The following is a 25,784-nucleotide window of genomic DNA, read 5'->3' on the forward strand; positions in this document are numbered from 1 at the left end:
GGTCGCCCCCCAAAAGCGCCCAAACGGCCCACCGGATGGACGTTCCAAAGCCCTATTTCCTGATAAATACAATCAGGAAATAGTATCGACATATATCCGCTAACTCTTTTGATTTACTGATCAATCCACCGGCGCGACGCGGGTTTTCTGCTTATTTTATGGGCAGAACCGGGCAAAACTACAGGGAACCCGAAATGGACCGCAAAAGGGATTTTGGCGACATAAATCACGTATCCGTTATTTATCAATAAATTGACCCATGTCATGGAAGGAATGTAGCTCATTGTGAGCACAATTATTTCAGTGTTGAATTAGGAGGAAAGATCCGTGTCCATTCCTGTTGGAAAGATTGCGTTCAGCCCCGAGATCGAAGAGTATCTTCGCACAGACCGTGCAACAGTTTCCGTAAAAAGCACCAATTTTACCGATGTATCGGCGGTGGTTCTTTCCGAAGCGGATATTGATGCCGGTCTTCTCGACCATGTGCAGGCACTGGGCTTCAATATTCCGGTTTTTGCCGTCTCGGACGAAGACCCAAATACCACGCCCGGCCTGAAAGGGCTGACCGGCGTTCTGGCGCGCGAAGAAAACAATGTCGAGTATTTCGGACGTATGGTCGAAGTGGCGGCAGCCAAATTCGACCATGATGTTCTGCCGCACTTCTTCCGCGAACTCACCCAATACGAGCGGGAAGGCTATGCCCAGTTCGACTGCCCCGGCCATCAGGGCGGACAGTTTTTCCAGCGCCACCCCGCAGGCCGCCGCTTCTATGAATTCTATGGCGAGAACCTGTTCCGCACGGACCTGTGCAATGCCGATGTGAAGATGGGCGATCTGCTGATCCATGAAGGGCTGCCCAAACAGGCCGAAATGCACGCCGCCCGTGTGTTCAATTCGGATTACACCTATCTGGTGCTCAACGGCACTTCGACCTCGAACAAGATCGCATTGAACGCCATCCTGACCCCCGGGGATCTGGTGCTGTTTGACCGCAACAACCACAAGTCGGTCCATCACGGCGCGCTCTTCCTGTCGCAGGCGACGCCGATCTATCTGGAAACCGCGCGCAATGCCTACGGGCTGATCGGCGGGATCGACGAGCACTGCTTCGAGGAAAGCTATATCCGCGAGCGGATCGCACGGATCGACCCCGAGCGGGCCAAGGCCGAGCGCCCGATCCGGCTGGCCGTGATCCAGCTTGGCACCTATGACGGCACCATCTACAACGCGCGTCAGGTCATCGACCGTATCGGAAAGCTGTGCGACTATATCCTGTTTGACAGCGCCTGGGTCGGCTACGAGCAGTTCATTCCGATCATGTCGGATTGCTCGCCGCTGCTTCTCGATCTCAAACCCGAGGATCCCGGCATCATCGTCACCCAGAGCGTGCATAAACAGCAGGCCGGGTTCTCGCAGGCCTCGCAGATCCACAAAAAGGACGCGCATATCGCCTCGGAGCCGCGCTATATCAATGGCGACCGCTTCAACAATTCCTACATGATGCATTATTCGACCAGCCCGTTCTATCCGATGTTCGCGGCGCTGGAGGTGAACGCGAAGATGCATGCCGATGGCGGCGGCAAACGGCTTTGGGCCAATGCGCTGCGGGTCGGCATCGAGGCGCGCAAGATGATCCTGCGCCAATGTTCGATGATCCGTCCTTTCGTCCCCAAGAAGGTTTATGGGCGGCTGTGGGAAGATGCCCCGACCGAAGAAATCATGAACGACCGCGCCTATTTCGCCTTCGATCCCGAAGACGACTGGCATGGGTTCGAGGGCTACAAGAAGGGGCAGTATTTCGTTGACCCGAACAAGCTTCTGCTGACCACACCGGGGCTGAAGGTCGAAAGCTTCGATTACGAGGATTTCGGTATTCCCGCGAATATTCTGGCGAATTTCCTGCGCGACAACCATATCATCAACGAGAAGGCCGATCTCAACTCGATCCTGTTCCTGATGACGCCTGCCGAGCTGATCACCAAGATGCAGAATCTGGTGGCCACGCTGATCCGCTTTGAAGAGGCCGTACAACAGGACCAGCCCTTGGCGCGTGTTCTGCCCGGGATCTATACCGAGCATGCGGCCCGCTATCGCGGCTACACGATCCGGCAGCTCTGTCAGGAAATGCATGATTTCTACAAGGCCAAGAACGTCAAGCAGATGCAGAAGGACATGTTCCGCGAGCCGAATTTCCCGCCGGTGCGCCGCCCTGCCCATGAGGCAAACTGGGACTTCCAGCGCGGCAATGTGGATCTGGTGCCGCTGAGCGAGATTTCGGGCCGCATCTGTGCCGAAGGGGCGCTGCCCTATCCGCCGGGCATCCTGTGTGTCGTCCCCGGCGAAGCCTGGACCGACCTGACGCGCGATTACTTCCTGACCCTTGAGGAAGGCATCAACAAATTGCCCGGTTTCGCGCCCGAATTGCAGGGCGTCCACCTGAAAACCGAGGCCGACGGATACATCCGCGCCTATGGTTACGTGCTTAAAAATTAAGGAACCCCGTAATGGCACATAAACAAGAAAACCGGATGGGCCTTGTCTCGTTAACCACGATCACGGTGGTGAACATGATGGGCTCCGGCATCATCTTGCTGCCTGCGAACCTTGCGCAGGTGGGCAATATCTCGGTCCTGTCATGGATTGTCACCGCCATCGGTGCCATGCTTCTTGCCTATGCGTTCGCACGGGCGGGCACCTATTCCAACCACCAAGGCGGGATGGGCGGCTATGCCGAATATGCACATGGCCGGTCCGGCAACTTCATGACCAACTATACCTATTTCGTGTCGCTGGTTATCGCCAATGTGGCGATTGCGGTCACGACGGTGGGCTATGGGGCCTCGTTCCTTGGGGTGGAACTTTCACCGCTGATGACGGGATTGCTGACCATCGGTTGCCTGTGGCTGGCTTCGGTGCTCAATTTCGGCGGCCCGAAGATCACGGGGAAGCTGGGCACCTTTACCGTCTGGGGCGTGATCCTGCCGGTGGCAGGTATCGCCCTTCTGGGCTGGTTCTGGTTTGACCCCAGCCGCTATGTCGCGGCATGGAACCCCCATGACATGCCGACCTTCCAGGCGTTGAGCGCCTCGATCTCGGTCACGCTCTGGGCGTTTCTGGGGCTGGAATCGGCCAGCGCCAACGGCGATGCGGTGGAAAACCCCAAACGCAATATCCCCCTTGCCGTGCTGATCGCGACCGGCATCACGGCGTTGCTGTATATTGCCTCGACCAGCGTGATCGCGGGGATCGTGCCGATTGACCAGCTTGCGGCCTCGAATGCGCCTTTCGGCCTGGTTTTCGCCCAGATCATGGACCCGACCGTGGGCAAGATCGTGATCGGCCTGATGGTGATCTCGTGCTTCGGTTCGCTGCTGGGCTGGCAGTTCACCATTGCCGAGGTGGCGCGGTCTTCGGCTGTTACGGGCTATTTCCTGCCCTTCTTCGCCAAAGTCACCCAATCCGGCGCGCCGATCGTCGGGATCTGCGTGATCACGCTGGCGCAAACGGCACTGTCGCTGATGACCATCAGCCCCACGCTGAACACACAGTTCTCCTTGCTGGTCAATCTGGCGGTGATGACCAACCTGATCCCCTATATCCTGTCGATGTCGGCACTCAGCTCGTTGCAGCATGCCGAGAAAGTGCCGGATTCTGCGGCGCGGACCACCAATATCGTGGCCATCATCGCCGCCCTCTACAGCCTTTATGCGCTTTATGCCACGGGCACGCAGGCAATGATGTATGGCGGTCTGGTGACCTTTGCGGGATGGGTGCTGTTCAGCCTTGTGGCCGCGCGGCTCAATCACCGTCCCGTGCGTCAGCCGGGCACGGGCGAGACAGCCGCAACCCCCGATGCCAACGGCACCTATACCGCCGTGGCCGCCAGTGCGCAGAAAGCCGTGCTGGAAGAAAGCCGCTAATCCGACGCGTACCGGATCTGCTTGCACAGACCTCTTGCAACGGGCCCTTCGGGGCCCGTTTCCTATGGCGCTTGACAAAGGATGGTTGGCGAAGCGGGCTTAGTAGCCGCGCAGGCGATCGACCAGATAGGTCAGTGCCGCCCCGTCCCGCAGCTCTCTTGCGGTCTGCACGACCTGCGCGGCCACGACGTCTGGCAAAGAGTCACTGGCCACATGCGGCGTGATCCGCAGCAGCGGATTTGTCCAGAACGGATGATCTTGCGGCAGCGGTTCGGTGCGGAACACATCCAGCGTCGCCCCCGCCAGCTGCCCCGACTCCAAGGCGGCCAGCAAATCGGCCTCGACCAGATGTTCGCCCCGACCGATCTGCACCAGATAGGCCCCCTGCGCCAGACAGGCGAAAAGCGCGCCCTGCAGCACATTCTCGGTGGCGGGGGTCAAGGGCAGCACATTGACCAGATAGCGCGCCTCCTGTGCGGCCTCCCGCATGGCCTCGGGGCCAAAACAGTATTCCACCCCTTCGATGCGGGCCGCGGTCTCGGGCAAGGACCGGCAGGCCACCCGCACCCTGAACCCCAAGGCCCGCATCGCGCGCGCCACGGCCCGCCCCATCGTGCCATGCCCCAGCACCGCCACCACAGACGCCGCAGGTGCCCGCAAGGGCAGCGGGGCCCAACACCGCGCCTGCGCCTGCGCGGCCAGCGCACCAAAGGACCGTTCGTGATGCAGCACCTCATGGGCCGCGAAACCGGCCATGAGATCGGCCTGATGCGGGTCGCGCACCCGCGCGATCTGCACGGGCGGGCGCGGGCCTTGCCCCTCAAGCCCCGGATGCGCCAGAAGCGCATCCACCCCCGCCCCGATCGACATCGCCAAATGCAGGTTCGGATAGGGCGCAAAGGCCGTGTCTTCGGGCAGCCAGCAGATCGCGAAGCGGATCGCGGACGGATCGGTCACCTCCTCGGGGCGACAGAGCACGACATCGGCACCTTGCGCATGCAAGGCCGCGCCATACAGCGCCTCAAGGTCCAGAGTCTGGCTCAGATAGACGCCTTGAATGACCGTCTCGGGCATTGTCATGTTCCTTCTGTGCGGACTGTTTCGGCTTTTTGTTGCACAATCGTATAATTGATGCCAAGGAGAAACTCCCAACGCCTCTGCGAGTGTAGCATGACCCACTTCCCCCCAAGCGAGACGGGCATCAACGATCTGACGCGCCGGATCGATGACAAGGTGGCCGAGATCGCCCCGCATCTGGTCGCGCTGCGCCGCGACATCCACGCCCATCCGGAAATCGGCTTTGAAACGCAGCGGACGGCGGATCTGGTCGCGCATGAATTGCGGCAGATGGGGCTTGAGGTCACCAACGGTATCGGACGCACCGGCGTGATTGCCGAAATCACGGGGGCCCTGCCCGGCCCCTGCCTGATCCTGCGCGCCGATATGGATGCCCTGCCCATCGAGGAGCGCACGGATCTGCCCTTCGCCTCGCAGATACAGGGCGCGATGCATGCCTGCGGGCATGATATCCATACATCGGCCCTGCTGGGGGCGGCCTATGTGCTCAGAGATCTGACACAAGAGCTTGCCGGACGGGTGCGACTGGTGTTCCAGCCTGCCGAGGAAACCGTTGAAAGCGGTGCCGCCGCGATGATCGCAGACGGGGCTGCGGAGGGCGCCGATATGGCCATCGCCTTCCACAACCAGCCGGAACTCCCCGCAGGAGAGCTGCGCCTGATCCACGGCGCCAGCACCGCCTCGAGCGATGAATTCTGCGTGACGGTTCTCGGGTCTTCGGGCCATGCCGCGCGGCCACATCTTGCGCTGGACCCGATCGTGGCCTGCGCGCATATCATCACACAGTTGCAGACCATCGTGTCGCGCCGGATGGACCCCGCCGACCCGATGGTGCTGACCATCGGCCAGATCGCGGGCGGGTTCACCGAAAATATCATCCCCGATAGCTGTAGCTTCAAAGGCACGATCCGTTGCCGCTCGGCACAGACCCGCGACATGGCCGAGGAACGCTTCCGCCAGATCTGCACCGATACCGCCCGTGCGCTCGGGGTCCGGGCCGAGGTCACCTATCTGCGCGGTGCGCCTGCGTTGCAAAATGACAAAACGCTGGTCGACCGTGCGCTGACCAGCCTGAGCGCGCATTTCGGCACCGCTCCCCATACGCAGACGGGCACCGATTTCGGAGCCGAGGATTTTTCCTATTTCTCCGAACGTCTGCCCGCGCTGCAATTCCATGTCGGCTCGGGCCAGCCCGGTCGGGATGACCGCCTGCACAATTCGGATTACCAACCCGATGAAAGCGCCATCACGCTTTCGGCAAGAGCCCTCAGCCGGTTGGCCGCCGATTTCCTAAGCCCTGCGCGATAAGCGCGATTGGAGGACCCTTTCAATGACCACCATCACTCTCCTCGACGGCGGCATGAGCCGCGAATTGCAACATTGGGGGGCCGAGCTGCGCCAACCCGAATGGTCGGCGGTCGCGCTGATCGAAACCCCCGAGATCGTGCAGGTCGCGCATGAGGCCTTCCTGAAAGCCGGTGCGCAGGTTATCACCACCAATAGCTATGCCGTCGTGCCTTTCCATCTGGGCGAAGAGCGCTTTGCCCGCAATGGGGCCGCTCTGGCAACCGATGCCGCCCGTCTGGCCCGCGCCGCCGCCGACAAATTCCCGGGCGCGCGCGTGGCAGGCAGCCTGCCGCCACCCTGCGGCTCCTATATGCCCGAAGCTTTCGACGCGGCCATCGCCCGCCCGATCCTCGACATGCTGGTCGGCGCGATGCAGGACAAGGTCGATCTGTGGGTGGCCGAAACGCTCAGCAGCCTTGCCGAGGCCCGCTGTGCCGTCGCCGCCGCCAAATCCAGCGGCAAGCCGATCTGGCTGTCCTTCACCCTGCATGACAGCGAAGGGGCGCTGGACCAGCCTCCGGCCCTGCGCAGCGGTGAGAGCGTCGCGGAGGCTGCCCGTCTGGCGCAGGAACTGGGGGCCGAGGCGCTGCTGTTCAACTGCTCCATGCCCGAAGTCATGGAACCCGCCATCAAGGCCGCCCGTGCCGCCTTTGGCGACGCACAACTGCCGATCGGCATCTATGCCAATGCCTTTGAATCGCAAGATGATGACGGGGCCGCCAATGAAGTGCTCTCGCAGGTCCGCAAAGATCTGACGCCGGCGGGCTATCTGCAATGGGTCGATCAGTGGATCGCGGCAGGGGCCACGATGGTGGGCGGATGCTGCGGGATCGGCTCCGAGCATATCGCAGCGATTGCCGCGCATCTGGCGCAGAAAGCCTGAGCGGGCTCTGACGCACATCGCGACTGGCGCCCCGCAGGTTTTCCCTCGCGGGGCGTTTTCTGTTACGATGGCGCCGGTGGCCTGCCGGACGCCCCGCGGGGGGGCTATCAGGGCGGATCATCCCAAAGCCCGGCTCATCCCAGAGCCCCGATCATCCCAGAGAATGCGCCGAAAGCCCGTAGATCTGTAGCCCGTCCTGCGGGCGCCGCATCACGCCATTGCGCATTTCGGTGACGGTATCGAAGACCCCGAGACCCGCCGATGCCAGAAAGGCCGCGAATTGCTCGCTTTCAACCGGCGTATCCAGACGGGCGAACTGGCCCTCCAGCGCCTGTAGGAACGGAGTTGCCAGCTGCATGGCGATGCGGTCATTCTCGGCCACAAGCGGCCCGATCACCACGCCCTTTCCGAAGTCGCGTTTGAGCGCATAGCCCACCACCCGACCCTCTCGCAGGGCCACCATCCCGTCGGAAAGCCTCACGAACATCTCCAGCATCGCATGACGATCGGCCCCGTAGGCATGGCTGTCAAGCGCGTGGATCTGCGCCAGATCGGCAGGCTCCAGCGGGCGCACCTCCAGCCCCGGCACAGCGGTGGGCGGCCGCATGGGCCGCACGATACCCTGATGCTGCCAGATCGTGCCCACTGGCACGAAACCGGCATATTCATAAAGACGGTAGGCTGCACGAGTGGCAGACAGCCGCAGGTCGCGGCCTTCACAATCGCGCATGATCCGCCGCAAGAGGCGCGCGCCTGCCCCGTAGCTTTGCAGACGCGGTGTGGTGATCATCATCCCGAACATGGCGTAATCCTCGCCCACCGGAAAATACATCGCCGACCCCAAGGGGCGCCCGATTCCGTCTATCGCCAGATAGCCCCGCCCGAGCGCCAGAAACACATCCAGATCCCGCGCGCGATGGGGCCAGAACACCGAGACCGTCAGTTCGTGCAGCGCCTGCCGGTGCGCGGGGGTCAGCGTGATGATATCGGCTTTATAGCTATCGATCTGAATGGAATTCTCGTCGGCCACATGTTGATGCGCCATGAAATCAATATACCGCGTTCTTGCCGCCTGAGGCATCGTTTCGGAACACGGACCAATCGTGGTATTGCGGCTCATGCACCCTTCCTCATCAATAGGTCGCGACCAGTCTAAACGACAAAACAAAGCCGTTTATACCGTATCTGCGCGCCAGTTGATAGATTCTGCTGGAGTGATGCTTTTTGTCGCGATGCCCTGCCCCCGACGGGACAGGGCCGGACAGCAGGGCGTGTAAAGGCGGTGGGGCCGTGCCCTAGAGGGTGAAGGCCGCGACGAAGGCCGCGACGGCTGCATCGCTATCGCCCTGCGCCCATGCCTCCAGCCCGACAGGCCCATGATAGCCCATCGCCTGCAAGCCACGGGCGATGACCGGATAATTGATCTCGCCAGTGCCCGGCTCGCAACGACCGGGCGTGTCGGCCACCTGCAGCTCGCCGATCCAAGGCAGGGATTTCTCGCACCAGCGCAGCAGATCCCCCTCCCCGATCTGCGTATGATAGAGGTCGAGATTCATCCGCAGCTCGGGGCGGTCAATCGAAGAGACAAGCGCCAGAACATCCCCCGTCGCCCCGAAAGGACAGCCCGGATGGTCCATTTGGTTGAGATTTTCCAAGGTAAAGACCACGCCCTCCTCGGCGGCCAGATCGCAGATCCGCTCGAGCGTGTCGCGAGCTTTCAGCCACATCGGCCCCGTGACCGTCTCGTGCCGCCAGATCGGCAAACCGCCCTCGCCCAGACCGGTGCCGTGCAGATTGAGCCGACGCACGCCAAGCCGCTTGCCCACCTTGATCGTCTCGCGGGCCGAGGCGAGGAGCAGATCCGCCCCCTCCGCATCGGCCAGCCGTCCTTCGAGATAGCCGTTCATGATCGTATAATCGGCCCCCACCGCTTCGAGCTTGGCCAGATCGTGATCGGGCCAGTTCCAAAGCCCCACGCCGAGACCTTGCTCGGTCAGGCGCGCGGCGCGCCATTCGATGGGTTTGTCGCGCCAGAGCATCTCGGCGCAGGCGGCAAGCTGGAAAGGCTGTGTCATCCTAGGGTCTCCAACAGGCATGAAATCGCAGGCTCAGGCCCCGACGGTCTCGGGGTGCGGGGACGGGACAAGATCGAAACTGACCTCTTTCGCGATCCGTTTGAGCGTATGCAACCCGAGGGTCTGATACAGGAGCGGATTGCGTTCATGGGGGTCTTGCTCTGCCTCGATCACGATCCAGCCGTCATAGCCGTTCTGCCGGAGGATCCGCAGAAGCGGCGCGAAATCGACCGCGCCCTCCTGATCGCCGGGCACGGTGAACGCCCCCGCCCGCACGCCTTGCAGGAAGGAGAGGTTTTCAGCACGCACCTTGGCCGTGATCTCGGGGCGGATATTCTTGGCATGGAAATGCGCGACGCGCTTGATATGGCGGGCCAGCACCAGTGCCGGATCGCCACCGCCGAAGGCGCAATGGCCCGCATCGAACAGCAGATGGGTTGCGGGACCGGTGGCGGCCATGAAAGCATCGATATCTGCGGGGCTTTCCACAACGGAGCCCATATGGTGATGGTAGGCCAGCGTCACGCCCTCGCCCGCCAGATAGGCTGCAAAGGCTTCCATCTTGGCCCCGAACCCGGCCATTTCGACGGCGTTCAGCACGGGGCGGTCATTGACGGGTGTCAGGGGCTGTCCGTGGACGGTATTGGAGCATTCGCACACGATGCAGACCTTGCAGCCATTGTGTTTGAGTTTGGCCAGATGCCCCTGAACGGCTGCGATTTCCTCTTCCACCGAGCGGGTCAGGAGTTCGGTGGAATACCAGCCCGAGATGAAAACGAGCCCGTATTGCGCCAGCAGACTGCGCAGGGCTTCGGGGTCGTCCTGCGGCCAGCGGTGGCCGTTCTCGATCCCGTCGAAGCCGATCAGACGGCCCGCCTCTTCGAGGATGCGGGCGGTGGGAATATCCGCACCGATGGACTGGTCGTCATCATTGGCCCATGCGATGGGGTTGGTGCCGAATTTGATCATGGAACTCTCCTTTTACGGTTGCGGGCCGCGATTGGGGGCATCGAGCCCCCTGCACGCGGCGTCGGAGCCCCCCTGCGGGGGCCCTCCGGCGCGCCTGTCAGTTGACGGTCTGCTGTCGGGTGATGTTGTCGATGTAACGCTGATAGGCGGCGGCACGGTTGGGGGCGTGGCCCGTGGCGGGAATGGCGACATCCCAGAACTGCCCGGCCTCGCCGGCGCTCGTGGCGATCCCCGTGCCGGGGAAGTCTTTTGCCGTGGTCTCGATTACGATCACGGTCGGGAGATCGCGGGTGCGGGCCAGTACCAGCTGCGCCTCCAGGTCCTTGATATCTTTCGCCTTCACCGCATATGCGCCCATGGATGCCGCATGGGCCGCATAGTCGATCCGCGGCTGGGCCTCGATGGTGCAATCGACATACATATTGTTGAACGGATTGCCGCCGCAGCCCAGCGTCTGCAGGCGGTTGATACAGCCATAGCCCGCATTATCGGTCAGCACCACGGTGAAGGGGATACGCCGCATCACCGCTGTGGCCAGTTCCGAATTGGCCATCATATAGGAGCCGTCGCCCACAAAGCAGATCACCTCGCGGTCAGGATTGGCAAGTTTGAGCCCCATGCCGCCTGCGATCTCGTAGCCCATGCAGCTATAGCCATATTCCATGTGATAGCCGCCCTGCATTGGCTGCCAGAGCAGCTTGAGCGCGCCGGGCATGGTGCCGGCGGCGCACATCACGATGCTTTCGGGGGCGGCGCGCTGGACCGCACCGATGACTTCTGCATCAAGAGGGCGTTCGCCTGTCGCCCGCTCGTCGCTGCGGTCGCGGCAATGATGCGTCACAGCGCGCAGCCAATCCTCGCGCGCGCTCTGGTCGGCCTCCCCGGCGCGATACTCCCCAAGCCCTGCCGTAAGCGCCGCGAGCGCCACTTTGGCATCGGCCATCAGGGGCTCGGCCCCATGTTTCACCGCATCATAAGCCGCGACATTGATCGACAGACGCCTTGCCCCGGGATTGGCAAAGAGCGTGCGCGAACCGGTGGTGAAATCCTGCAGCCGCGTGCCGATCCCGATCACCAGATCAGCGCGGCGCGAGGCGGCATTGGCGGCCGCCGAGCCATCGACACCGGAGGCGCCAAAATTCATCGGGTGAAATTGCGAGAGCGCCGACTTGCCCGCCTGCGTCTCGACGACGGGGATATTGTGGCGGGTGGCAAACTCGGCCAGCATGGCCTCGGCCCGGGAATAGATCACCCCGCCGCCTGCGACGATGACAGGGCTTCGGGCCGCGCGGATCATCGCAATGGCGTTTTCCAGCTCGCGCGCATCGGGCGCGGGGCGGCGGATATGCCAGGTTCTGGGGGTGAAGAATTCGGCCGGGTACTCATAGGGTTCCGATTGCACATCCTGACAGAAGGCCAGCGTGACGGGGCCACAGGAGGCCGGATCGGTCATTGTGGCCAGCGCGCGGGGGAGCGCTGTAAGCAGATGTTCGGGCCGCGTGATCCGGTCGTAATAGCGCGAAACGGGGCGCAGGCAGTCATTGGCCGAGAGCGTGCCATCCTCGAAGGCTTCGACCTGTTGCAGCACCGGATCGGGGCGGCGATTGGCGAAGACGTCACCGGGGATCAGCAGGATCGGCAGGCGGTTCACATGCGCAAGTGCTGCCGCCGTGACGAGATTGGTGGCCCCCGGCCCGATGGAGGAGGTCACCGCCATCGCGCGGCGGCGGGCCAGTCCCTTGCTATAGGCCAGCGCCGTATGGGCCATCGTCTGTTCATTCTGGCCGCGCCATGTCGGGAAATCTGCACCGATCTCCTCGAGCGCCTGCCCCAAGCCCGCGACATTGCCGTGGCCGAAGATCGCCCAGATCCCCTCGATATACCGCTCGCCCTCGGGCGTCAGCTGCACGCTGAGCCATTTTACCATCGCCTGTGCGGCGGTCATGCGGATCGTGCCCATAGTCATCTTCCTTTGCTGTGCCCCCGTTCAAGGGGCCCCGTCTTCGGGTGGGGGTCGCGCGCGCCGCAGGGATTGACCCCGCGGCGCGCGCGCATCGGCGGCTTCGCCCCCGCTGGGGCGCGCCGGTGCTGTGGCTATTGGGCGGCAACAGCGGTCGCTGCCGCCCGCGCCTTGTCCCAGATATCTGCGAGACGGGCATAGCGGGTGGCCATTTCGGCCACGGCCTCGTCATCCCCCATCCGTCCCGCCAACCAGTCACGCGCCACCGAGCCGAAGATCGTGCGGCCCACGGCAAAGCCCTTGACCAGCGGAAAGCCTGCGGCGATCTCGAAGCTTGCCGCCAGTTCGGCTTCGGGCGCATCCAGCCCCAGCACGACAATGCCACGGGTATGGCGGTCATATGCCTCGATGGCATCACAGGCCTTGGCCCATCCGGCCTGCGATGCCAAAGGCTCCAGCTTCCACCAATCGGGATAGATCCCTTCGGCATAGAAGCGCCGGATCAGATGGGCCGTGGTGTCGTCATCGGTCGCGGCCACTTTCGACGGGATGATCTCGAGCAGGAATTCGAGGTTGTTCCGCCGCGCGGCCGCATAGAGTTTACGGACCCGATCCAGTTGTCTGGCCCAGATGTCGGCATCATCCTCGGGGTGGCAGAAACACAGCACTTTCACCACATTCTCGCGCGCCCATTCCTTCAGCCCGCCACAATCGGGGCCAAGCTCGGGTTCAAGCTCCAGCGGGCGCGAGCCGGGCCATTCGCAGGGACGCCCAATCCACAGGCCCGTGCCCGAGGCCGCATGCAGCGCATGGCGACCGATACGGTTGTCGCACAGGATCCCGTAGCCCGAGCGGCCTTGCTGGACCTTCAGCGCGGCCTCGAGGCACAGCTCTTTGAAAGCGCCCCCCTTCTTCAGCGTATAGCCCTCCATCTCTTCAAGCTGCATACGGTGGTCGAAGGCGAAGACCCGCATCTCCGAGAAATCACCGCCATGACTGCGATGGCGGTTGGTGGCCCAATGGATCTGCTCGAGATCGCGGTCATTGCGCAGATCGGGCTGTGTGACGCCGCGGCTCAGGAAGAAGTCGAGTTCTTCTAGCGAGGGATAGGCCGGCGTGCAGCCGTGGCGCGAGACAGCAAAGGCCCCGCAGGCATTGGCATATTCCAGCGCCTTGGGCCAGGTTTCGCCCTCCAGCCAGCCCTTGAGAAGCCCCGAGAAGAACCCGTCGCCCGCGCCCAGCACATTGAACACCTCGATCGGGAAGCCGGGGCCGGTCTGGCCCCCGTCAAGGCTGTCGGGGATCGCGCCTTCAAAGGCCGCAGCACCCGCCGCCCCGCGTTTGCAGATCAACGTGGCGTTCGACACCGCCCGCACAGCCTTGAGCGCCGCGATGGTGTCGGTCGTGCCGCCCGCGATGTGGAACTCTTCTTCCGTGCCCACGATCAGGTCGAAATAATGCAGGGTCTTCTGTAGCTTGGCGGTAACAGCGGGAGATTCCACAAAGCGGCTTTCGCCCTCGCCATGACCTGCCACCCCCCAGAGGTTCGGACGGTAATCGATATCGAGTGCCGTCTTTGCACCATACTGCCGCGCCAGCTTCAGCGCCTTCAGGGTCGCCGCTTCCGTTTTGGGGTTCGACAGATGGGTGCCCGTGGCCAGAACCGAGCGCGTCCGGGCAATCAGCCCCTCCTCGATATCCGCCTCGCACAGGGCCATATCGGCGCAATTCTCGCGGTAGAAGATCAGCGGGAACTGTTCCTCGTCACGGATGCCGAGGATGACCAGCGCCGTCAGACGCTCGGGATCGGTGCTCACCCCCTCGACATTCACCCCGTGACGCATAAGCTCCTCTCGGATGAAGCGGCCCATATGCTCGTCGCCCACCCGCGTGATCAGCCCCGAGCGCAGCCCCAGACGCGCCGTGCCGCAAGCGATATTGGTCGGGCTGCCCCCGATATATTTCTCGAAAGACCCCATATCTTCCAGACGGCCCCCGATCTGAGAGCCATAAAGATCAACGCCCGCGCGACCGATCGTGATTACATCCAACGTCTTCATAAGTCCCTCCCTGCGATCCGGCCTCCTCCGGCGGATCACGTCTTTAGAGTTCAATCCATTGCCCGCCCGAGCGCGCCATTGCATGGATCACCGTCTCGATCTCGTGGCCACGGGCAAAATCCGGCCCGCATGCAGGGCCGCCCGCAATGGCCTGTAACAGGTCGCGCGCCTCGACCACTTTCTGTTCGTTAAAGCCGAAATTGTGACCCGCTGCGGGGCAGAATGCGCCGAAATCGGGCTGATCCGGCCCTGTCAGGTGGCGGGTAAACCCCGCCTCACCACGCCTGTGCAGCCAGAATTCGTTCATATGTTCCTGATCGAACCGCAGGCTGCCAAGGCTGCCGTGGATCTCCCATGCCAGATGGCATTTGCGCCCCCGCGCCACGCGCGAGGTGGCAAACGAGCCCTGTGCCCCCGATGCAAAGCGCAACATCGCCATTGCGCTATCCTCGTTTTCCACCGGCGTCATGCCCGTGGCCGAGGGGCGTGCGGGGATCGCGATATGGGTCTGCGCGCAGAGCCCCGCAACCGGCCCCATCAGTGCGATCATCTGGCTGACCAGATGGCAGCCAAGATCGCCCAACGCGCCCAGCCCCCCGTCTTGCAGCGTATGCCGCCAGGACCAGGGCAGATCGGGATCTGCCGCGTAATCCTCGTCATAGACGCCTCGGAAGCTGTAAAGCTGCCCCAGCGCGCCGTCCTCGACCAGCGCACGCATCGCCTGAAACGCCGGAGAACGCAGATAGTTATAGCCCAGCATCGTCACCAGATCGGGGCGGGAGGCGGCAGATGCGGCCATTTGCGCGGCCTCGTTCAGCGTCAGCGCCATCGGCTTTTCCAGCCAGACATGCTTGCCCGCCTCAAGCGCGGCACAGGCCAGCGGCAGATGCAGGCCGTTCGGGACGGTGATCGACACCACATCCACCAACGGATCCTCCATCACGCTCTGCCACGCCTCGCTGCTGCGGGCAAAGCCGAATTGCGGGGCCAAGGCGCGCGCCCTGTCGGGGACCGCATCACACAGCACTTCCAGCCGCGGGCGCGCACCGCCAAACACGGTGGCCACATTGTTCCACGCCATCGCGTGACATTTCCCCATGAACCCCGTGCCGATCAGGGCCACCCCCAACGGGGTTTCGGGCAGCATCGCCGTCATGACGGTCTCCGTTCTGCGCTGGATTTTCGGATGCCTCCGGGCAAAGCTGCCCGAAGACCGTGGCCTAGATGGTGCCGCCAAGCGACCCTTCGAGGCTGGCCAGTTCCTGCCCGCCCGCCATCAGGTCCTGCAACTCGGCAGAGCTGATCTTGCCACGCTCCGCCGTGCCCAGTGTCTGGCCACGATTGAGCACGGTAAAACGATCCCCCACCGCCATGGCATGGCGCACATTATGCGAGATGAAGACCACCCCCACACCCTGCGCCCGCACACGGTCGATCGTGGCCAGCACGTTGGAGGTCTGGCGCACCCCCAGCGCCGAGGTCGGCTCGTCAAGGATCAGCACCTTCGCCCCGAAATAGACCGCGCGGGCAATCGCCACCGTCTGCCGCTCGCCGCCCGAAAGCGTGCCCACCGCCTGATCGGGGGCGCGCAGATTGATGCCCATCTTGCGCATCTCTTCCATCGTGATCTGGTTGGCGCTCTCGATATCGAGCCGCTTGAGAAGCCCCCGCCCCTTGGTCGGCTCGCGCCCCATGAAGAAATTGCGGGTGACCGACATCAGCGGGATCATCGCCAGATCCTGAAACACCGTGGCGATCCCCGCCTCCATCGCGTCACGCGGGCTGTTGAAGGACAGGGGCTTGTTGTCAAAGGTGATCGTGCCGGATGTGGGCTTGTGCACGCCCGACATGGTCTTGATAAAGGTCGATTTCCCCGCACCGTTATCGCCCAGAAGGCAGTGACATTCTCCGGGGCGCACATTGAAGGTCACCCCGTTCAGTGCGATGACATTGCCGAAATGCTTGGTGATGTCTTTCATCTCGATGATCGGGGCCTGCGCCTCGGCCACGGAGCCATGATGGAACTTGCTATCCTGAAGGGTCATCTCAACGCTCCCCCGTCACACGTTTGCGGATCACATTGTTGAAGACCACAGCAATCAGCAGCATTGCGCCAAGGAACACCTGGAACCAGTCCTGATCGAAATTGGTATAGGTCAGGCCGATCGTCACCATGCCGAAGATGATCGCTCCGAAGAAGGCCCCGATCGCCGAGCCATAGCCCCCCGTCAGCAGACAGCCCCCGATCACGGCAGCAATGATCGCCTCGAATTCTTTCTGGAACCCGCGACGGGCATCGGTCGAGCCGGCATCGATCACGGTAATGATGGCCACAAGGCTTGCCGCCACAGCCGTCAGCATGAAAAGCGAGATCTTGACCTTGCGCACCGGAACGCCGGAATTCTTCGCGGCGTTGCTGTCGCCGCCCGTGGCAAAGATCCAGTTCCCGACAGGCGTGCGCAGCAGGATATAGGTTGCCACCAGCGCCAGCCCGATAAACCACAGCACCTCGACCGGAACGCCCGGCACTTTCGGTGCGCCGGATTTGAAACTGTCGATCAGGCCCGCTTTGGCAGCCCAGGCAAACAGGCCCTGAAAGGCATCGCCCGAAAAGACCGGGGTCAGGACATCCCCCTCGACCGCCTCACGCACACCGCGCAGCTGGGTCGAGCCGCCGGTAAACAGCTTCAGCCCCACCAGCGCCAGACCGCGCAGGATGAACAGCCCCGCCAGCGTCACGATAAAGGACGGCAGCCCCGTGCGCATCACGATGGCCCCATTCGCCGCCCCGATCGCTGCGGCAAATATCATGGTCAGCGGGATCGAGAAGATCAGCGGCAACCCCAGATTGACGGTGAAAACCCCGAAGATCATGCCCGCAAAGCCGACCATCGACCCGATGGACAGGTCGAATTCGCCGCCGATCATCAGCATGGCTGCGGCAATCCCCAAAATCCCGAGCTGGGCCGAGGGCGTGAGGAAGTTCATGATACCGGACAATGTGAACATCGTCCCATCGGCGGTCAGCAGGAAGAACAGCGTCACGAGGATCAGCCCCCCGATCGCGCCCAGTTCCGGTCGTTTCATGAGTTTGGTGGCAAACGACTCGGATTTGATCCGTTCGTCCGCCGCAATGGTGGCGTCCGTTGGCATGAATCCCTCCCATCATGCAGTCAGTTTTGGAGATAGCGGCCACAATCATGCTGTAGCCTGCCCTATGGCGTGGTGGTCATGGCAGAGCCACGAAGGCTCTGTATGTGACGCGCGGCCCTGAAACCGGCGGGTGTTCGGGGCGTGTCGCGCCGGATGCCCGGCACGGGGCCGGACATCCGGTTCCGAAACTTAGCGGATTCCCTTGGCCGCAAGGTCGATGACCTGCGCGGCCTTGTCTTTGGTGATCAGGTTCGGCCCCGAGGGCACGTCCCCTGCAGGCATCAGCCCGTATTTGGCATGCAGCGCAAGGAAGGAGACCGGCAGATAGCCCTGCAGGAACTGCTGCTGGTCGATCGCGAAAGCGGCATCGCCATCGGCCACCGATTGCAGGAAGGACGACGACATATCGAAGGTCGCCACCAGCACATCATCGCGCCCAAGGGCCTTTACCGCCTTCACGGCAGGTTCCCCCACAAGCGGTGCCGAAAGACTGAGAACCGTGTTCACATCCGGATCGGATTCCAGCGCCGCACGCACCTTTGCCTGCACCTCTGCCGGATCGGTCATGGTCGGGATCACCGCAACCGGATGACCGAACCCTTCGGCAAAACCAGCGCAGCGCTGATCAAGCGAGACATTGCCCACTTCCTGATTGACGCAGATGCCCTTGGTGCCGCCCATTTCCGACAGCTTCTCGCCTGCCGCCTTGCCCGCGTCGAATTCGGACTGGCCGACATGCAAAAGCGCGCCAAGCTGCTTGGACACATCGCCCCCCGAATTCATCGAGATGACGGGGATCCCCGCATCGACCGCGCGTTTGATCGACGGACCAAGCGCATCCGCATCGGGAATGCTGACCACAAGCCCGTCCGGCTCCTGATTGACAGCGGCATCGATCAACTGGCTCATCTGCACCATATCGAAGGTTTCCGGCGAACGGAAATCGACAGTGACGCCGGTATCCTTGGCCGCCTCGACCGCGCCATTCTTCACAACCGACCAGAACGGGTCATTGGCCTGACCGTGGCTGACAACGATGATCTCCTGTGCCATCGCGGCACCGGCCATCATGGCGCTCAGAGCGACCGTAGCAAAAAGGGTCTTCATGCTTTCTCCTCCCAAAAAGGTCTTGGGCAGGGCGTGCCTCGCCGCCACCCGCATATGCTGGCAAAGCCGGAGGGCAGATTAACCCCGCCTCTCCCCGTGCGGCCGTTCCCCGAACCGGCTCCTCTTCCGGTGCAGGCCCGCACGGAGCCACTTTTCTAACGGCGGGGCCTCAGACGGCCTTCCGGTAGAAATCCTCTTGCAAATCCAGCGTGACCGCCTGACCGGTTCTGGCGGACTCGGTCGCGGCTTCGGCCATCGCCAAGGCGGCAATTCCGTCCTCAAGCGTGCTGGGCATCGGTGCATTCTCCAGCACCGCCGACACGAATGCCTCCCATTCCGCCGCATAGGCGGGCATATAGCGTTCAAGGAAGAAATAGGTGGGCTTGGCACTCACGACGCCTGCCGTGGTCGACTTCACAACCGTATTTTCCAGCATATTCTGCGCCTGTAGCAGCCCGTCAGAGCCCAGAAGCTCGACACGCTGGTCATAGCCATACACCGCGCGGCGCGAATTCTTGATGACCGCGATCCGCCCGTCGGCATAGGTCAGTGTCACCACCGCAGTGTCTACATCCCCTGCCGCGCCGATCTCGGGATCAACGATAGAGCTTCCGACCGCTCGCACCGTCACAGGCACCTCGCCCATCAGGAAATTGGCCATATCGAAATCATGGATCATCATGTCGCGGAACAGCCCGCCCGACACTTTGATATAGGATACCGGCGGCGGCGCAGGGTCGAACGAAGTCACCGACAGCAGCTCGGATTTACCGATCTCGCCGCGCTGTGCGGCGGCCTTGAGCGCCGCGAAATTGGGATCGAACCGGCGGTTGAAGCCGATCATCACGGGCCGCCCGCTCAGACGTGCCGCCCCGAGACAGGCCCGCGCACGGGCCAGCGACAGATCCACGGGCTTTTCACATAAAACGGCTTTTCCCGCCGCTGTCGCCGCCTCGATCAGATCCGAATGGGTATCGGTCGAGGTCGCCACAAGCACCGCATCAATCGACGGATCACTCAGGATCTCTTCGGTGGAGCGCGCCTGCGCCCCGAATTTCGCGGCCAGCGCCTCGGCACCGGGGCGATGCACATCCGACACCGCCACCAAGCTGGAACGCGCGTTCCCCGCAATGTTTACCGCATGCACCTGCCCGATACGGCCAGCGCCGAGCAACCCAACTTTCAGCATATGATCCTCCCTGTGTGCAGCCCTCCTCAAGGCCGCGACACGACTCATTAATACCGCCGTTGCACGCGCGTGCAAGATAAATTTGCTCGCGAGTGCAAAATAGATGGGCTAGCCTATTATTTGTCAGATACATTTTGGATTGCCCGCAGTTTGGGTGTAGGCAGACGACAAATCTTTGCCGTGCCCTTACGGAAGACAGGACGGACCACCGATGAAAAAAGACCCCGCCCCGCAGCCTGCAGAGAGCTACGTCACCGCAGATGACGTCGCCCGCGCCGCCGGTGTGTCGCGCTGGACGGTCAATCGTGCCTTCCGCAAGGATGCCTCGATTTCCGAGAAGGCGCGCGAGAAGGTCCTACAGGCCGCAGCCGCGCTGGATTATATCCCCGACCTGCGGGCCGCCGCGCTGGCCTCGGCGCGCTCGTCCTCGGCGCGGTCCAATCTGGTGGCACTCCTGATCGACGATTTCGCCAATCCGCACAAGCTGGTGATGCTGGAACATCTGACCCGCGCCCTGCGCCGTGGGGGCTGGGATATCCTGCTGGTCAATACGCTCGATACCGATGACACCGCCCCCGCACTGCGCCATGCCAGCCAGCGTCGCGTCGATGCCACCATCCTGATCGGCATCCAGTTCCATGACGACATCCTGAATGCTGTGCAGCAGGGCGGACGCCAGCCCAAACTGATTGTCTTCGCGCGGACCTCGCAGAACGAAAATGTCATCTCGATTGCCGTCGATGATAGGGCCGCGACCCTGAAGATCGCACGATACATCACCCAGAAGGGCTTCCGAAAGCCGTTCTACCTTGCCGGACCGCGCACTTTCTCGGCGCATCTTCTGCGCAAGGAGACCTTCATGGAATACTGGGCCGACACCTATGGCAGCCAGCCGGAAACGCAATGGGTGGATGCCTATGATTCGCAAAAGGCCGAACGGCTGATCCGCCAGAGCCTGACGGGACGCGCCCCGCAGGATCTGCCCGATGTCATCGTCTGCGAGAATGACGCGCTGGCTTTGGGTACGATCGACGCGATCCGCCACGATCTGAAATTGCGCGTGCCCGAAGACATCGCGGTGATCGGCTTTGACGACGTTCCGCAAGCTGCCAGCCCGAATTACCGCCTGACGACCTATCAGCAGCCGCTGGGCGAGATGGCCGCCTATCTGGTCGAGGTGCTGGACTCGCGTAGCCCGCTCAGCAGCAAGACGTTTCTGGGCCAGCTGATCATCCGCGAGACGGCCTGACCCGGCCTAGATCCGCCCCGCCGCACGGTATTCAAGGGCCCGCCGCATCTCGGCCACTTCGCCCTCGCCGAAGCCGCGCAGACACAGGCGTTCGACCGGCGTCAGATCACACCAGAAATGGTAGAGCACATGGTCGCGTTCGGCCCGCGGGGCCTGCGCCATCCGCAGATCGTAGATCCTCTGCGCTGCCTCCAGAAGGCGCAGATGCAGGGCCGCCAGCAAGGGCGCAAAGGCCGCCCGTCCCCGCGCGGAATTGCGCAACCGCAGCAGCGCGGCTTCGCCGATGGTCATGGTCTGCGCCAACCCCCAGCCCAGAATATCGGCGGCCCGATGGGGCGGACAGGGCAAATGGCCGGTCAGACCATAGGTCAGTTCCAGCACCCGCCGCTCTTCTGCCGGTAGCCCCAGAATAACCGCGACACAGGCGCGTTCCAGCGGATCCGATACATCGGCCAGACGCCCGCGTCGCGGCAGCTCACCACGCTCGCGGTGAGGCCGCGCGGGCTTGCGCCGCGCATCACGCATAGGCCCCGCACGCAATGTCTTGCGCACCAGACCATCGACCTTTGCAAGAAGATATTCCGCCAGCACTTTTTACCCTTTCACACGCCCTCCCCCGAAAAGAGTAGCGCGCCGCATCGGGTTTTCCGCTTGCGTTTCGGGCAAGGCTGCCATGCAGAGCGCGTGATAGGCCGCATCCGCCGCCTTTTGCCATACTCCCTTCGGTGCATATGCGGCACCCGCAAAGGCCCGCATGCTCTCCCCATGCCGCGCAACCATAAAGCGCGACGCCAACAACAACGGGGACGATTCATGAAAAAGACCAATCTGACACTGGCCGCACTGGCTTTCGGCGCTGCTTCGGCGCAGGGCGCTCTGGCCGAAGACAGCGTGAATGTGGGTGTGCTGCAATCGCTTTCCGGCACGATGGCGATTTCGGAAGTCACCGTGAAAAACGCCGAAGTCATGGCGATTGACGAGATCAATGCCGCAGGCGGCGTGATGGGGCATCAGATCAAGGCGATCGTCGAGGATGGCGCTTCCGACCCCGCGATCTTCGCGCAAAAAGCCACCAAGCTGATTGAAAACGACAAGGTCGCCACCGTCTTCGGCGGCTGGACCTCGGCCTCGCGCAAGGCCATGCTGCCGGTCTTCGAGCGCACCGACAACCTGCTATGGTATCCGGTCCAGTTCGAGGGCAATGAATGCTCGGCCAATATCATGTATTCCGGCGCCCAGCCCAACCAGCAGATCCTGCCCGCCTATGAATGGGCCAAAGCCCAAGGCGACAAGAGCATCTTCCTTGTCGGCTCGGATTACGTGTTCCCGCGGACGGCCAACCTGATCGTGAAAAAACATATCGCCGAAGACGGGCTGACTATGGCGGGCGAGGAATATGTGCCGCTGGGTGGCACCGATTTCTCGGCCGTGATCGCCAAGATCCGCGCGGCCAAGCCCGATATCATCTTCAACACGCTTAATGGCGATTCCAACGTCTCCTTCTTCAAACAGCTGGCCGCTTCGGGCATCACGCTGGAAGACACGCCGGTCATGAGCTTCTCGATTGCCGAACAGGAAGCGCAAGCCATGGGCACCAAACTGGTGGCAGGCTCCTATGCCGCATGGAACTATTTCGAGACCCTCCCGGGTGAGGCGAACGAGAAATTCGTCGATGCCTACCGCGCGAAATTCGGCGCCGATGCCGCGGTTACCGACCCGATGCTGCACGGCTATCTGGACGTCTACGCATGGAAAGCCGCTGTGGAAAAAGCAGGCAGCTTCGATGCCGATGCCGTGCGCAAAGCCGCCGTTGATCTGGATGTGGCAACGCCGATGGGCGATGTGGCCTTCGCGCCCAACCAGTCGCTGACCCAGACCGCCTATGTCGGCAAGCTCGACGACAAGGGCAAATTCGACATCGTCTGGAAATCCGAAGGCGAGATCGCCCCCGAACCCTATGACGCTCTCACCTTCCCCGGCAAATCCTGCGACCTGAGCGCAACCAACTGATCCCCGACTGGCCCCCGCGACATGTCGGGGGCCTCTTTCTCGAACATGCAGGAGACACCCCATGGTAGATGCAACCCTTCTTGTCGGGCAGATCTTCAACGGTTTCAGCGTCGCCTCGCTTTTCGTTCTTGCCGCCCTCGGTCTGGCGCTCAGCTTCGGGCTGATGCGGGTGATCAATATGGCGCATGGCGAAATGCTGATGCTGGGCGGCTATCTGGCCTATCTGACCTATCTCGTGGTTCCCGGACCGCTGGCCATTCTCGTCGCGATCCCCGTGGCTTTCCTTGGCGCGGCCCTCTTGGGCGGCGTGATGGAGCTGACCGTGGTGCGCAAACTATCCGCCCGCCCGCTTGACACATTGCTGGCCACTTGGGGCGTCAGCCTGATCCTGCAACAGGCCGCGCGCTCGATCTTCGGGCCGATTGGCGTGGGCGTGACCGCGCCCGACTGGTTGAACACCGGCTTCATGCTGGGGGGCGTCTATTTTCCCTCGACCCGTCTTTTCATTCTGGGCGTGGCCGTTCTGGTCCTGCTGGCGCTGGGGCTCTTGATTGCCCGCACCCGCCTTGGCCTTCTGGTGCGCGCCGTCAATCAGGACCGCATGATGGCCGCAGCCTCGGGCATCAACGTCCGCCGCGTCGATCTGGCCGTCTTCTGCCTTGGCACGGGGATCGCGGGGCTTGCGGGCGTTGTTCTCTCGCTCCTTGGGCCGGTCACGCCAAGCGTCGGGCAAAGCTATATCGTTCCGGCCTTCCTTGTGGTGGTGATGGGGGGACTTGGCTCGATGGTCGGCACCACGATTGCCGCCATCATCCTCGGGCTTGTCTCGGCAATCAGCCAGATCTTCCTTGATGTCTCGATGAGCCAAGTGCTGATGCTGCTGGCCGTGATCATCTTCCTGCAATTCCGCCCGCAAGGCGTGATGGCCACCCGTTCGCGCGCTCTGGAGGATTAAGATGACCGCATTACACCGCTATGGCTGGATCGCCGTGCTGGCACTGGCCGCTCTCGCGCCCTCTTTCGTGTCGTCTTACGACCTCAACCTGCTGGGCCGCTTTCTGGCCATGGGCATCCTTGCCATCGGCATCGTGCTGATCTGGGGCGAGGCAGGCATCCTCAGCCTCGGCCAAGGCGTCTTCTTCGGCTTGGGTGGCTATTCCATCGCCATGTATATGAAGCTGGCCTCGCTGCCGTCAGGCAGCCTGCCCGATTTCATGGAATGGTCGGGCGTGATGGCGCTGCCGTGGTGGTGGGCGCCCTTCGCCAACCCGGTCTTCGCGCTGGCGGCGATCATCGTGATCCCCACCGCTTTCGCCGCACTCTTCTCTTGGCTTGTGTTCCGCCGCCGCATCGTGGGGGTCTATTTCGCGCTGATCACCCAAGCCGTGGCCCTGACCTTCGCCACGCTGCTGACCAGCCAGCAGAACACTACGGGCGGCTATAACGGGCTGACGGGCTTCACCGGTATCTTCGGCCTGCCGCTTGGCACGCCCGAGACCAACCGCATCCTCTATTTCGTCACGCTGGCGCTTCTGGTCGTGGTCTTCGCCTTCTCGAAATGGCTGACCGGATCGCGCTATGGCACGCTTCTGCGCGCCACCCGCGATGGCGAGAACCGCGTGCGGTTTCTGGGCTATAACACCACCCCCTATAAGGTCGTGGCCTTCGCCTTCGCGGGCATGTTCGCCTCGATCGCCGGTGCGCTCTTTACCCTGCACGCAGGCGTGGTGTCGCCCGCCTTTGTGGGCGTTGTCCCCTCCATCGAGATGGTGGTCTGGGTCGCCGTCGGAGGCCGTCACAGCCTCTGGGGCGCGGTGCTGGGGGCATTGGTCGTCAACCTCGCCAAGGATGTGATCTCCTCGGCCATGCCCGAAGCCTGGCTCTATGTGTTGGGCCTCGTCTTCATCCTGACCGTGATGTTCCTGCCCAATGGGATCGCCGGTCTGATCGAGGACCTGATCGAGAAATCCCGTAACCGCCGCATCCCCGAAGCGGACCTCGTGGAGGAGCCGAAATGAACGCCTATACCCCCGTAACCCCCGATCCCTATATCCTGAAACTCGATGGTATCACGGTGGATTTCGACGGGTTCAAAGCCATCGACAACTTCTCGATGACGCTGGAACGCGGCCAGCTGCGGGTGCTGATCGGCCCCAATGGCGCGGGCAAATCCACGCTTTGCGACACGATCATCGGGCGGGTGCAATCGGCGGCGGGTACGGTGACCTTCAACGGTGCCAATATCACCAACCTCCCCGAATTCGAGATTGTCCGCCGTGGCATCTGCCGCAAATTCCAGACGCCGGGGGTGCTGCCCTCGCTGACCGTGCGCGATAACCTTCTGGTCTCGGCCCGTCGCGACCGCCGCTGGTGGAAGGGCTTCGGCCATGGCGCCAAACGCGAAGAGGCCGAAAAGGTCGAGGCGCTGCTTGACAAGATTGGCTTGACCGAGAGGGCAGAGACCTTCGCGCGCGATCTGGCCCATGGCGAGAAGCAATGGCTCGAGATCGGAATGGTGGTCGCAACGGGGGCCGAGTTGCTCTTGCTGGACGAACCCACCGCGGGGATGGGCCCGAATGAAACCTCCAAAACCGCCAAGCTGATCCACTCGCTTCTGGGCGAACATGCGGTGCTGGTGATCGACCACGATATGGCCTTCGTCGAGGAATTGGGCGCCAAGGTCACCGTGATGCATCAGGGCAAGTTCCTGAAACAGGGCTCGGTTGCCGATGTGCGCGCCGATCCGGAAGTCGCCGCCGTCTACCTTGGCCGCGCAAAGGAGTAA

Annotated in this window: 21 protein-coding genes; 9 read left to right on the forward strand and 12 right to left on the reverse strand. The window is 62.6% G+C overall.

The genetic code is table 11. The features are described from left to right. The first annotated feature begins 333 nt into the window (after window positions 1-333). Together speC and potE are read left to right on the forward strand one after the other, a co-directional pair. The gene (speC, locus tag AC2ISB_RS16720; RefSeq protein ID WP_486577292.1) at window positions 334-2,493 is read left to right on the forward strand and encodes an ornithine decarboxylase; all 2,160 of its coding nucleotides are present in this window, start codon (window positions 334-336) and stop codon (window positions 2,491-2,493) included. An 11-nt stretch (window positions 2,494-2,504) separates the two neighbouring features. Then, window positions 2,505-3,920: a putrescine-ornithine antiporter gene (gene potE, locus AC2ISB_RS16725; protein ID WP_330647040.1), complete on the forward strand. Its 1,416-nt coding sequence runs from the start codon at window positions 2,505-2,507 to the stop codon at window positions 3,918-3,920. 99 nt (window positions 3,921-4,019) lie between these two features. Here the strand turns inward: potE and AC2ISB_RS16730 are convergent, their stop codons facing one another. Then, the gene (locus tag AC2ISB_RS16730) at window positions 4,020-4,994 is read right to left on the reverse strand and encodes an NAD(P)-dependent oxidoreductase (RefSeq protein ID WP_486577051.1); all 975 of its coding nucleotides are present in this window, start codon (window positions 4,992-4,994) and stop codon (window positions 4,020-4,022) included. A 96-nt stretch (window positions 4,995-5,090) separates the two neighbouring features. On the opposite strand from AC2ISB_RS16730, the gene AC2ISB_RS16735 reads away from it, so the two are divergent. Next, entirely contained in the window at window positions 5,091-6,305 is a 1,215-nt protein-coding gene (locus tag AC2ISB_RS16735; RefSeq protein ID WP_486577052.1) for a M20 metallopeptidase family protein, read from the forward strand. A 22-nt stretch (window positions 6,306-6,327) separates the two neighbouring features. Beyond that, window positions 6,328-7,227 (forward strand): homocysteine S-methyltransferase family protein, encoded by a 900-nt coding sequence (locus tag AC2ISB_RS16740; RefSeq protein ID WP_486577053.1) that lies wholly within the window; start codon window positions 6,328-6,330, stop codon window positions 7,225-7,227. A 151-nt stretch (window positions 7,228-7,378) separates the two neighbouring features. Here AC2ISB_RS16740 and AC2ISB_RS16745 read toward each other — a convergent pair whose 3' ends face one another. The 10 genes from AC2ISB_RS16745 to iolG all read right to left on the reverse strand — a co-directional run bounded on the left by AC2ISB_RS16745 (window position 7,379) and on the right by iolG (window position 19,740). Next, the gene (locus AC2ISB_RS16745; RefSeq protein WP_339109661.1) at window positions 7,379-8,347 is read right to left on the reverse strand and encodes a GNAT family N-acetyltransferase; all 969 of its coding nucleotides are present in this window, start codon (window positions 8,345-8,347) and stop codon (window positions 7,379-7,381) included. Between the two features lie 175 nt (window positions 8,348-8,522). Continuing rightward, entirely contained in the window at window positions 8,523-9,302 is a 780-nt protein-coding gene (locus AC2ISB_RS16750) for a TIM barrel protein (RefSeq protein ID WP_330647034.1), read from the reverse strand. 33 nt (window positions 9,303-9,335) lie between these two features. Further along, on the reverse strand, window positions 9,336-10,271 hold the full coding sequence (gene iolE, locus AC2ISB_RS16755) for a myo-inosose-2 dehydratase (RefSeq protein WP_486577056.1): 936 nt from the start codon (window positions 10,269-10,271) through the stop codon (window positions 9,336-9,338). Between the two features lie 97 nt (window positions 10,272-10,368). Continuing rightward, window positions 10,369-12,231: a 3D-(3,5/4)-trihydroxycyclohexane-1,2-dione acylhydrolase (decyclizing) gene (gene iolD, locus AC2ISB_RS16760; protein WP_330647032.1), complete on the reverse strand. Its 1,863-nt coding sequence runs from the start codon at window positions 12,229-12,231 to the stop codon at window positions 10,369-10,371. Between the two features lie 134 nt (window positions 12,232-12,365). Continuing rightward, window positions 12,366-14,291, reverse strand: coding sequence for a bifunctional 5-dehydro-2-deoxygluconokinase/5-dehydro-2-deoxyphosphogluconate aldolase (locus AC2ISB_RS16765; RefSeq protein ID WP_486577057.1), 1,926 nt, complete (start codon window positions 14,289-14,291; stop codon window positions 12,366-12,368). 43 nt (window positions 14,292-14,334) lie between these two features. Further along, on the reverse strand, window positions 14,335-15,447 hold the full coding sequence (locus tag AC2ISB_RS16770; protein ID WP_341485788.1) for a Gfo/Idh/MocA family protein: 1,113 nt from the start codon (window positions 15,445-15,447) through the stop codon (window positions 14,335-14,337). Window positions 15,448-15,511: 64 nt separating this feature from the next. Beyond that, the gene (locus tag AC2ISB_RS16775; RefSeq protein ID WP_406721705.1) at window positions 15,512-16,270 is read right to left on the reverse strand and encodes an ATP-binding cassette domain-containing protein; all 759 of its coding nucleotides are present in this window, start codon (window positions 16,268-16,270) and stop codon (window positions 15,512-15,514) included. 67 nt (window positions 16,271-16,337) lie between these two features. Further along, the gene (locus AC2ISB_RS16780; protein WP_330647026.1) at window positions 16,338-17,444 is read right to left on the reverse strand and encodes an ABC transporter permease; all 1,107 of its coding nucleotides are present in this window, start codon (window positions 17,442-17,444) and stop codon (window positions 16,338-16,340) included. A gap of 189 nt (window positions 17,445-17,633) precedes the next feature. Further along, window positions 17,634-18,551, reverse strand: coding sequence for a sugar ABC transporter substrate-binding protein (locus AC2ISB_RS16785; protein WP_330647025.1), 918 nt, complete (start codon window positions 18,549-18,551; stop codon window positions 17,634-17,636). 169 nt (window positions 18,552-18,720) lie between these two features. After that, window positions 18,721-19,740, reverse strand: coding sequence for an inositol 2-dehydrogenase (gene iolG, locus AC2ISB_RS16790; RefSeq protein ID WP_330647023.1), 1,020 nt, complete (start codon window positions 19,738-19,740; stop codon window positions 18,721-18,723). A gap of 211 nt (window positions 19,741-19,951) precedes the next feature. On the opposite strand from iolG, the gene AC2ISB_RS16795 reads away from it, so the two are divergent. After that, window positions 19,952-20,989, forward strand: a complete 1,038-nt coding sequence (locus tag AC2ISB_RS16795; protein ID WP_486577059.1) for a LacI family DNA-binding transcriptional regulator — start codon at window positions 19,952-19,954, stop codon at window positions 20,987-20,989. A gap of 6 nt (window positions 20,990-20,995) precedes the next feature. Here the strand turns inward: AC2ISB_RS16795 and AC2ISB_RS16800 are convergent, their stop codons facing one another. Further along, window positions 20,996-21,580: a hypothetical protein gene (locus AC2ISB_RS16800; RefSeq protein ID WP_486577060.1), complete on the reverse strand. Its 585-nt coding sequence runs from the start codon at window positions 21,578-21,580 to the stop codon at window positions 20,996-20,998. A 222-nt stretch (window positions 21,581-21,802) separates the two neighbouring features. On the opposite strand from AC2ISB_RS16800, the gene urtA reads away from it, so the two are divergent. The 4 genes from urtA (at window position 21,803) to urtD (ending at window position 25,784) form a co-directional block, all read left to right on the forward strand. Beyond that, a complete protein-coding gene (urtA, locus tag AC2ISB_RS16805) occupies window positions 21,803-22,999 on the forward strand; it encodes an urea ABC transporter substrate-binding protein (protein WP_486577061.1) in 1,197 nt (398 codons plus the stop codon). A 61-nt stretch (window positions 23,000-23,060) separates the two neighbouring features. Further along, the gene (gene urtB, locus AC2ISB_RS16810) at window positions 23,061-23,954 is read left to right on the forward strand and encodes an urea ABC transporter permease subunit UrtB (RefSeq protein WP_486577062.1); all 894 of its coding nucleotides are present in this window, start codon (window positions 23,061-23,063) and stop codon (window positions 23,952-23,954) included. Window position 23,955: 1 nt separating this feature from the next. Beyond that, the gene (gene urtC / locus AC2ISB_RS16815; protein WP_339109669.1) at window positions 23,956-25,017 is read left to right on the forward strand and encodes an urea ABC transporter permease subunit UrtC; all 1,062 of its coding nucleotides are present in this window, start codon (window positions 23,956-23,958) and stop codon (window positions 25,015-25,017) included. Further along, on the forward strand, window positions 25,014-25,784 hold the full coding sequence (urtD, locus tag AC2ISB_RS16820; RefSeq protein WP_486577064.1) for an urea ABC transporter ATP-binding protein UrtD: 771 nt from the start codon (window positions 25,014-25,016) through the stop codon (window positions 25,782-25,784). Before urtC ends, urtD begins: the two co-directional genes overlap by 4 nt.

This window comes from Thioclava sp. NS-SX20 (genome assembly GCF_057380695.1).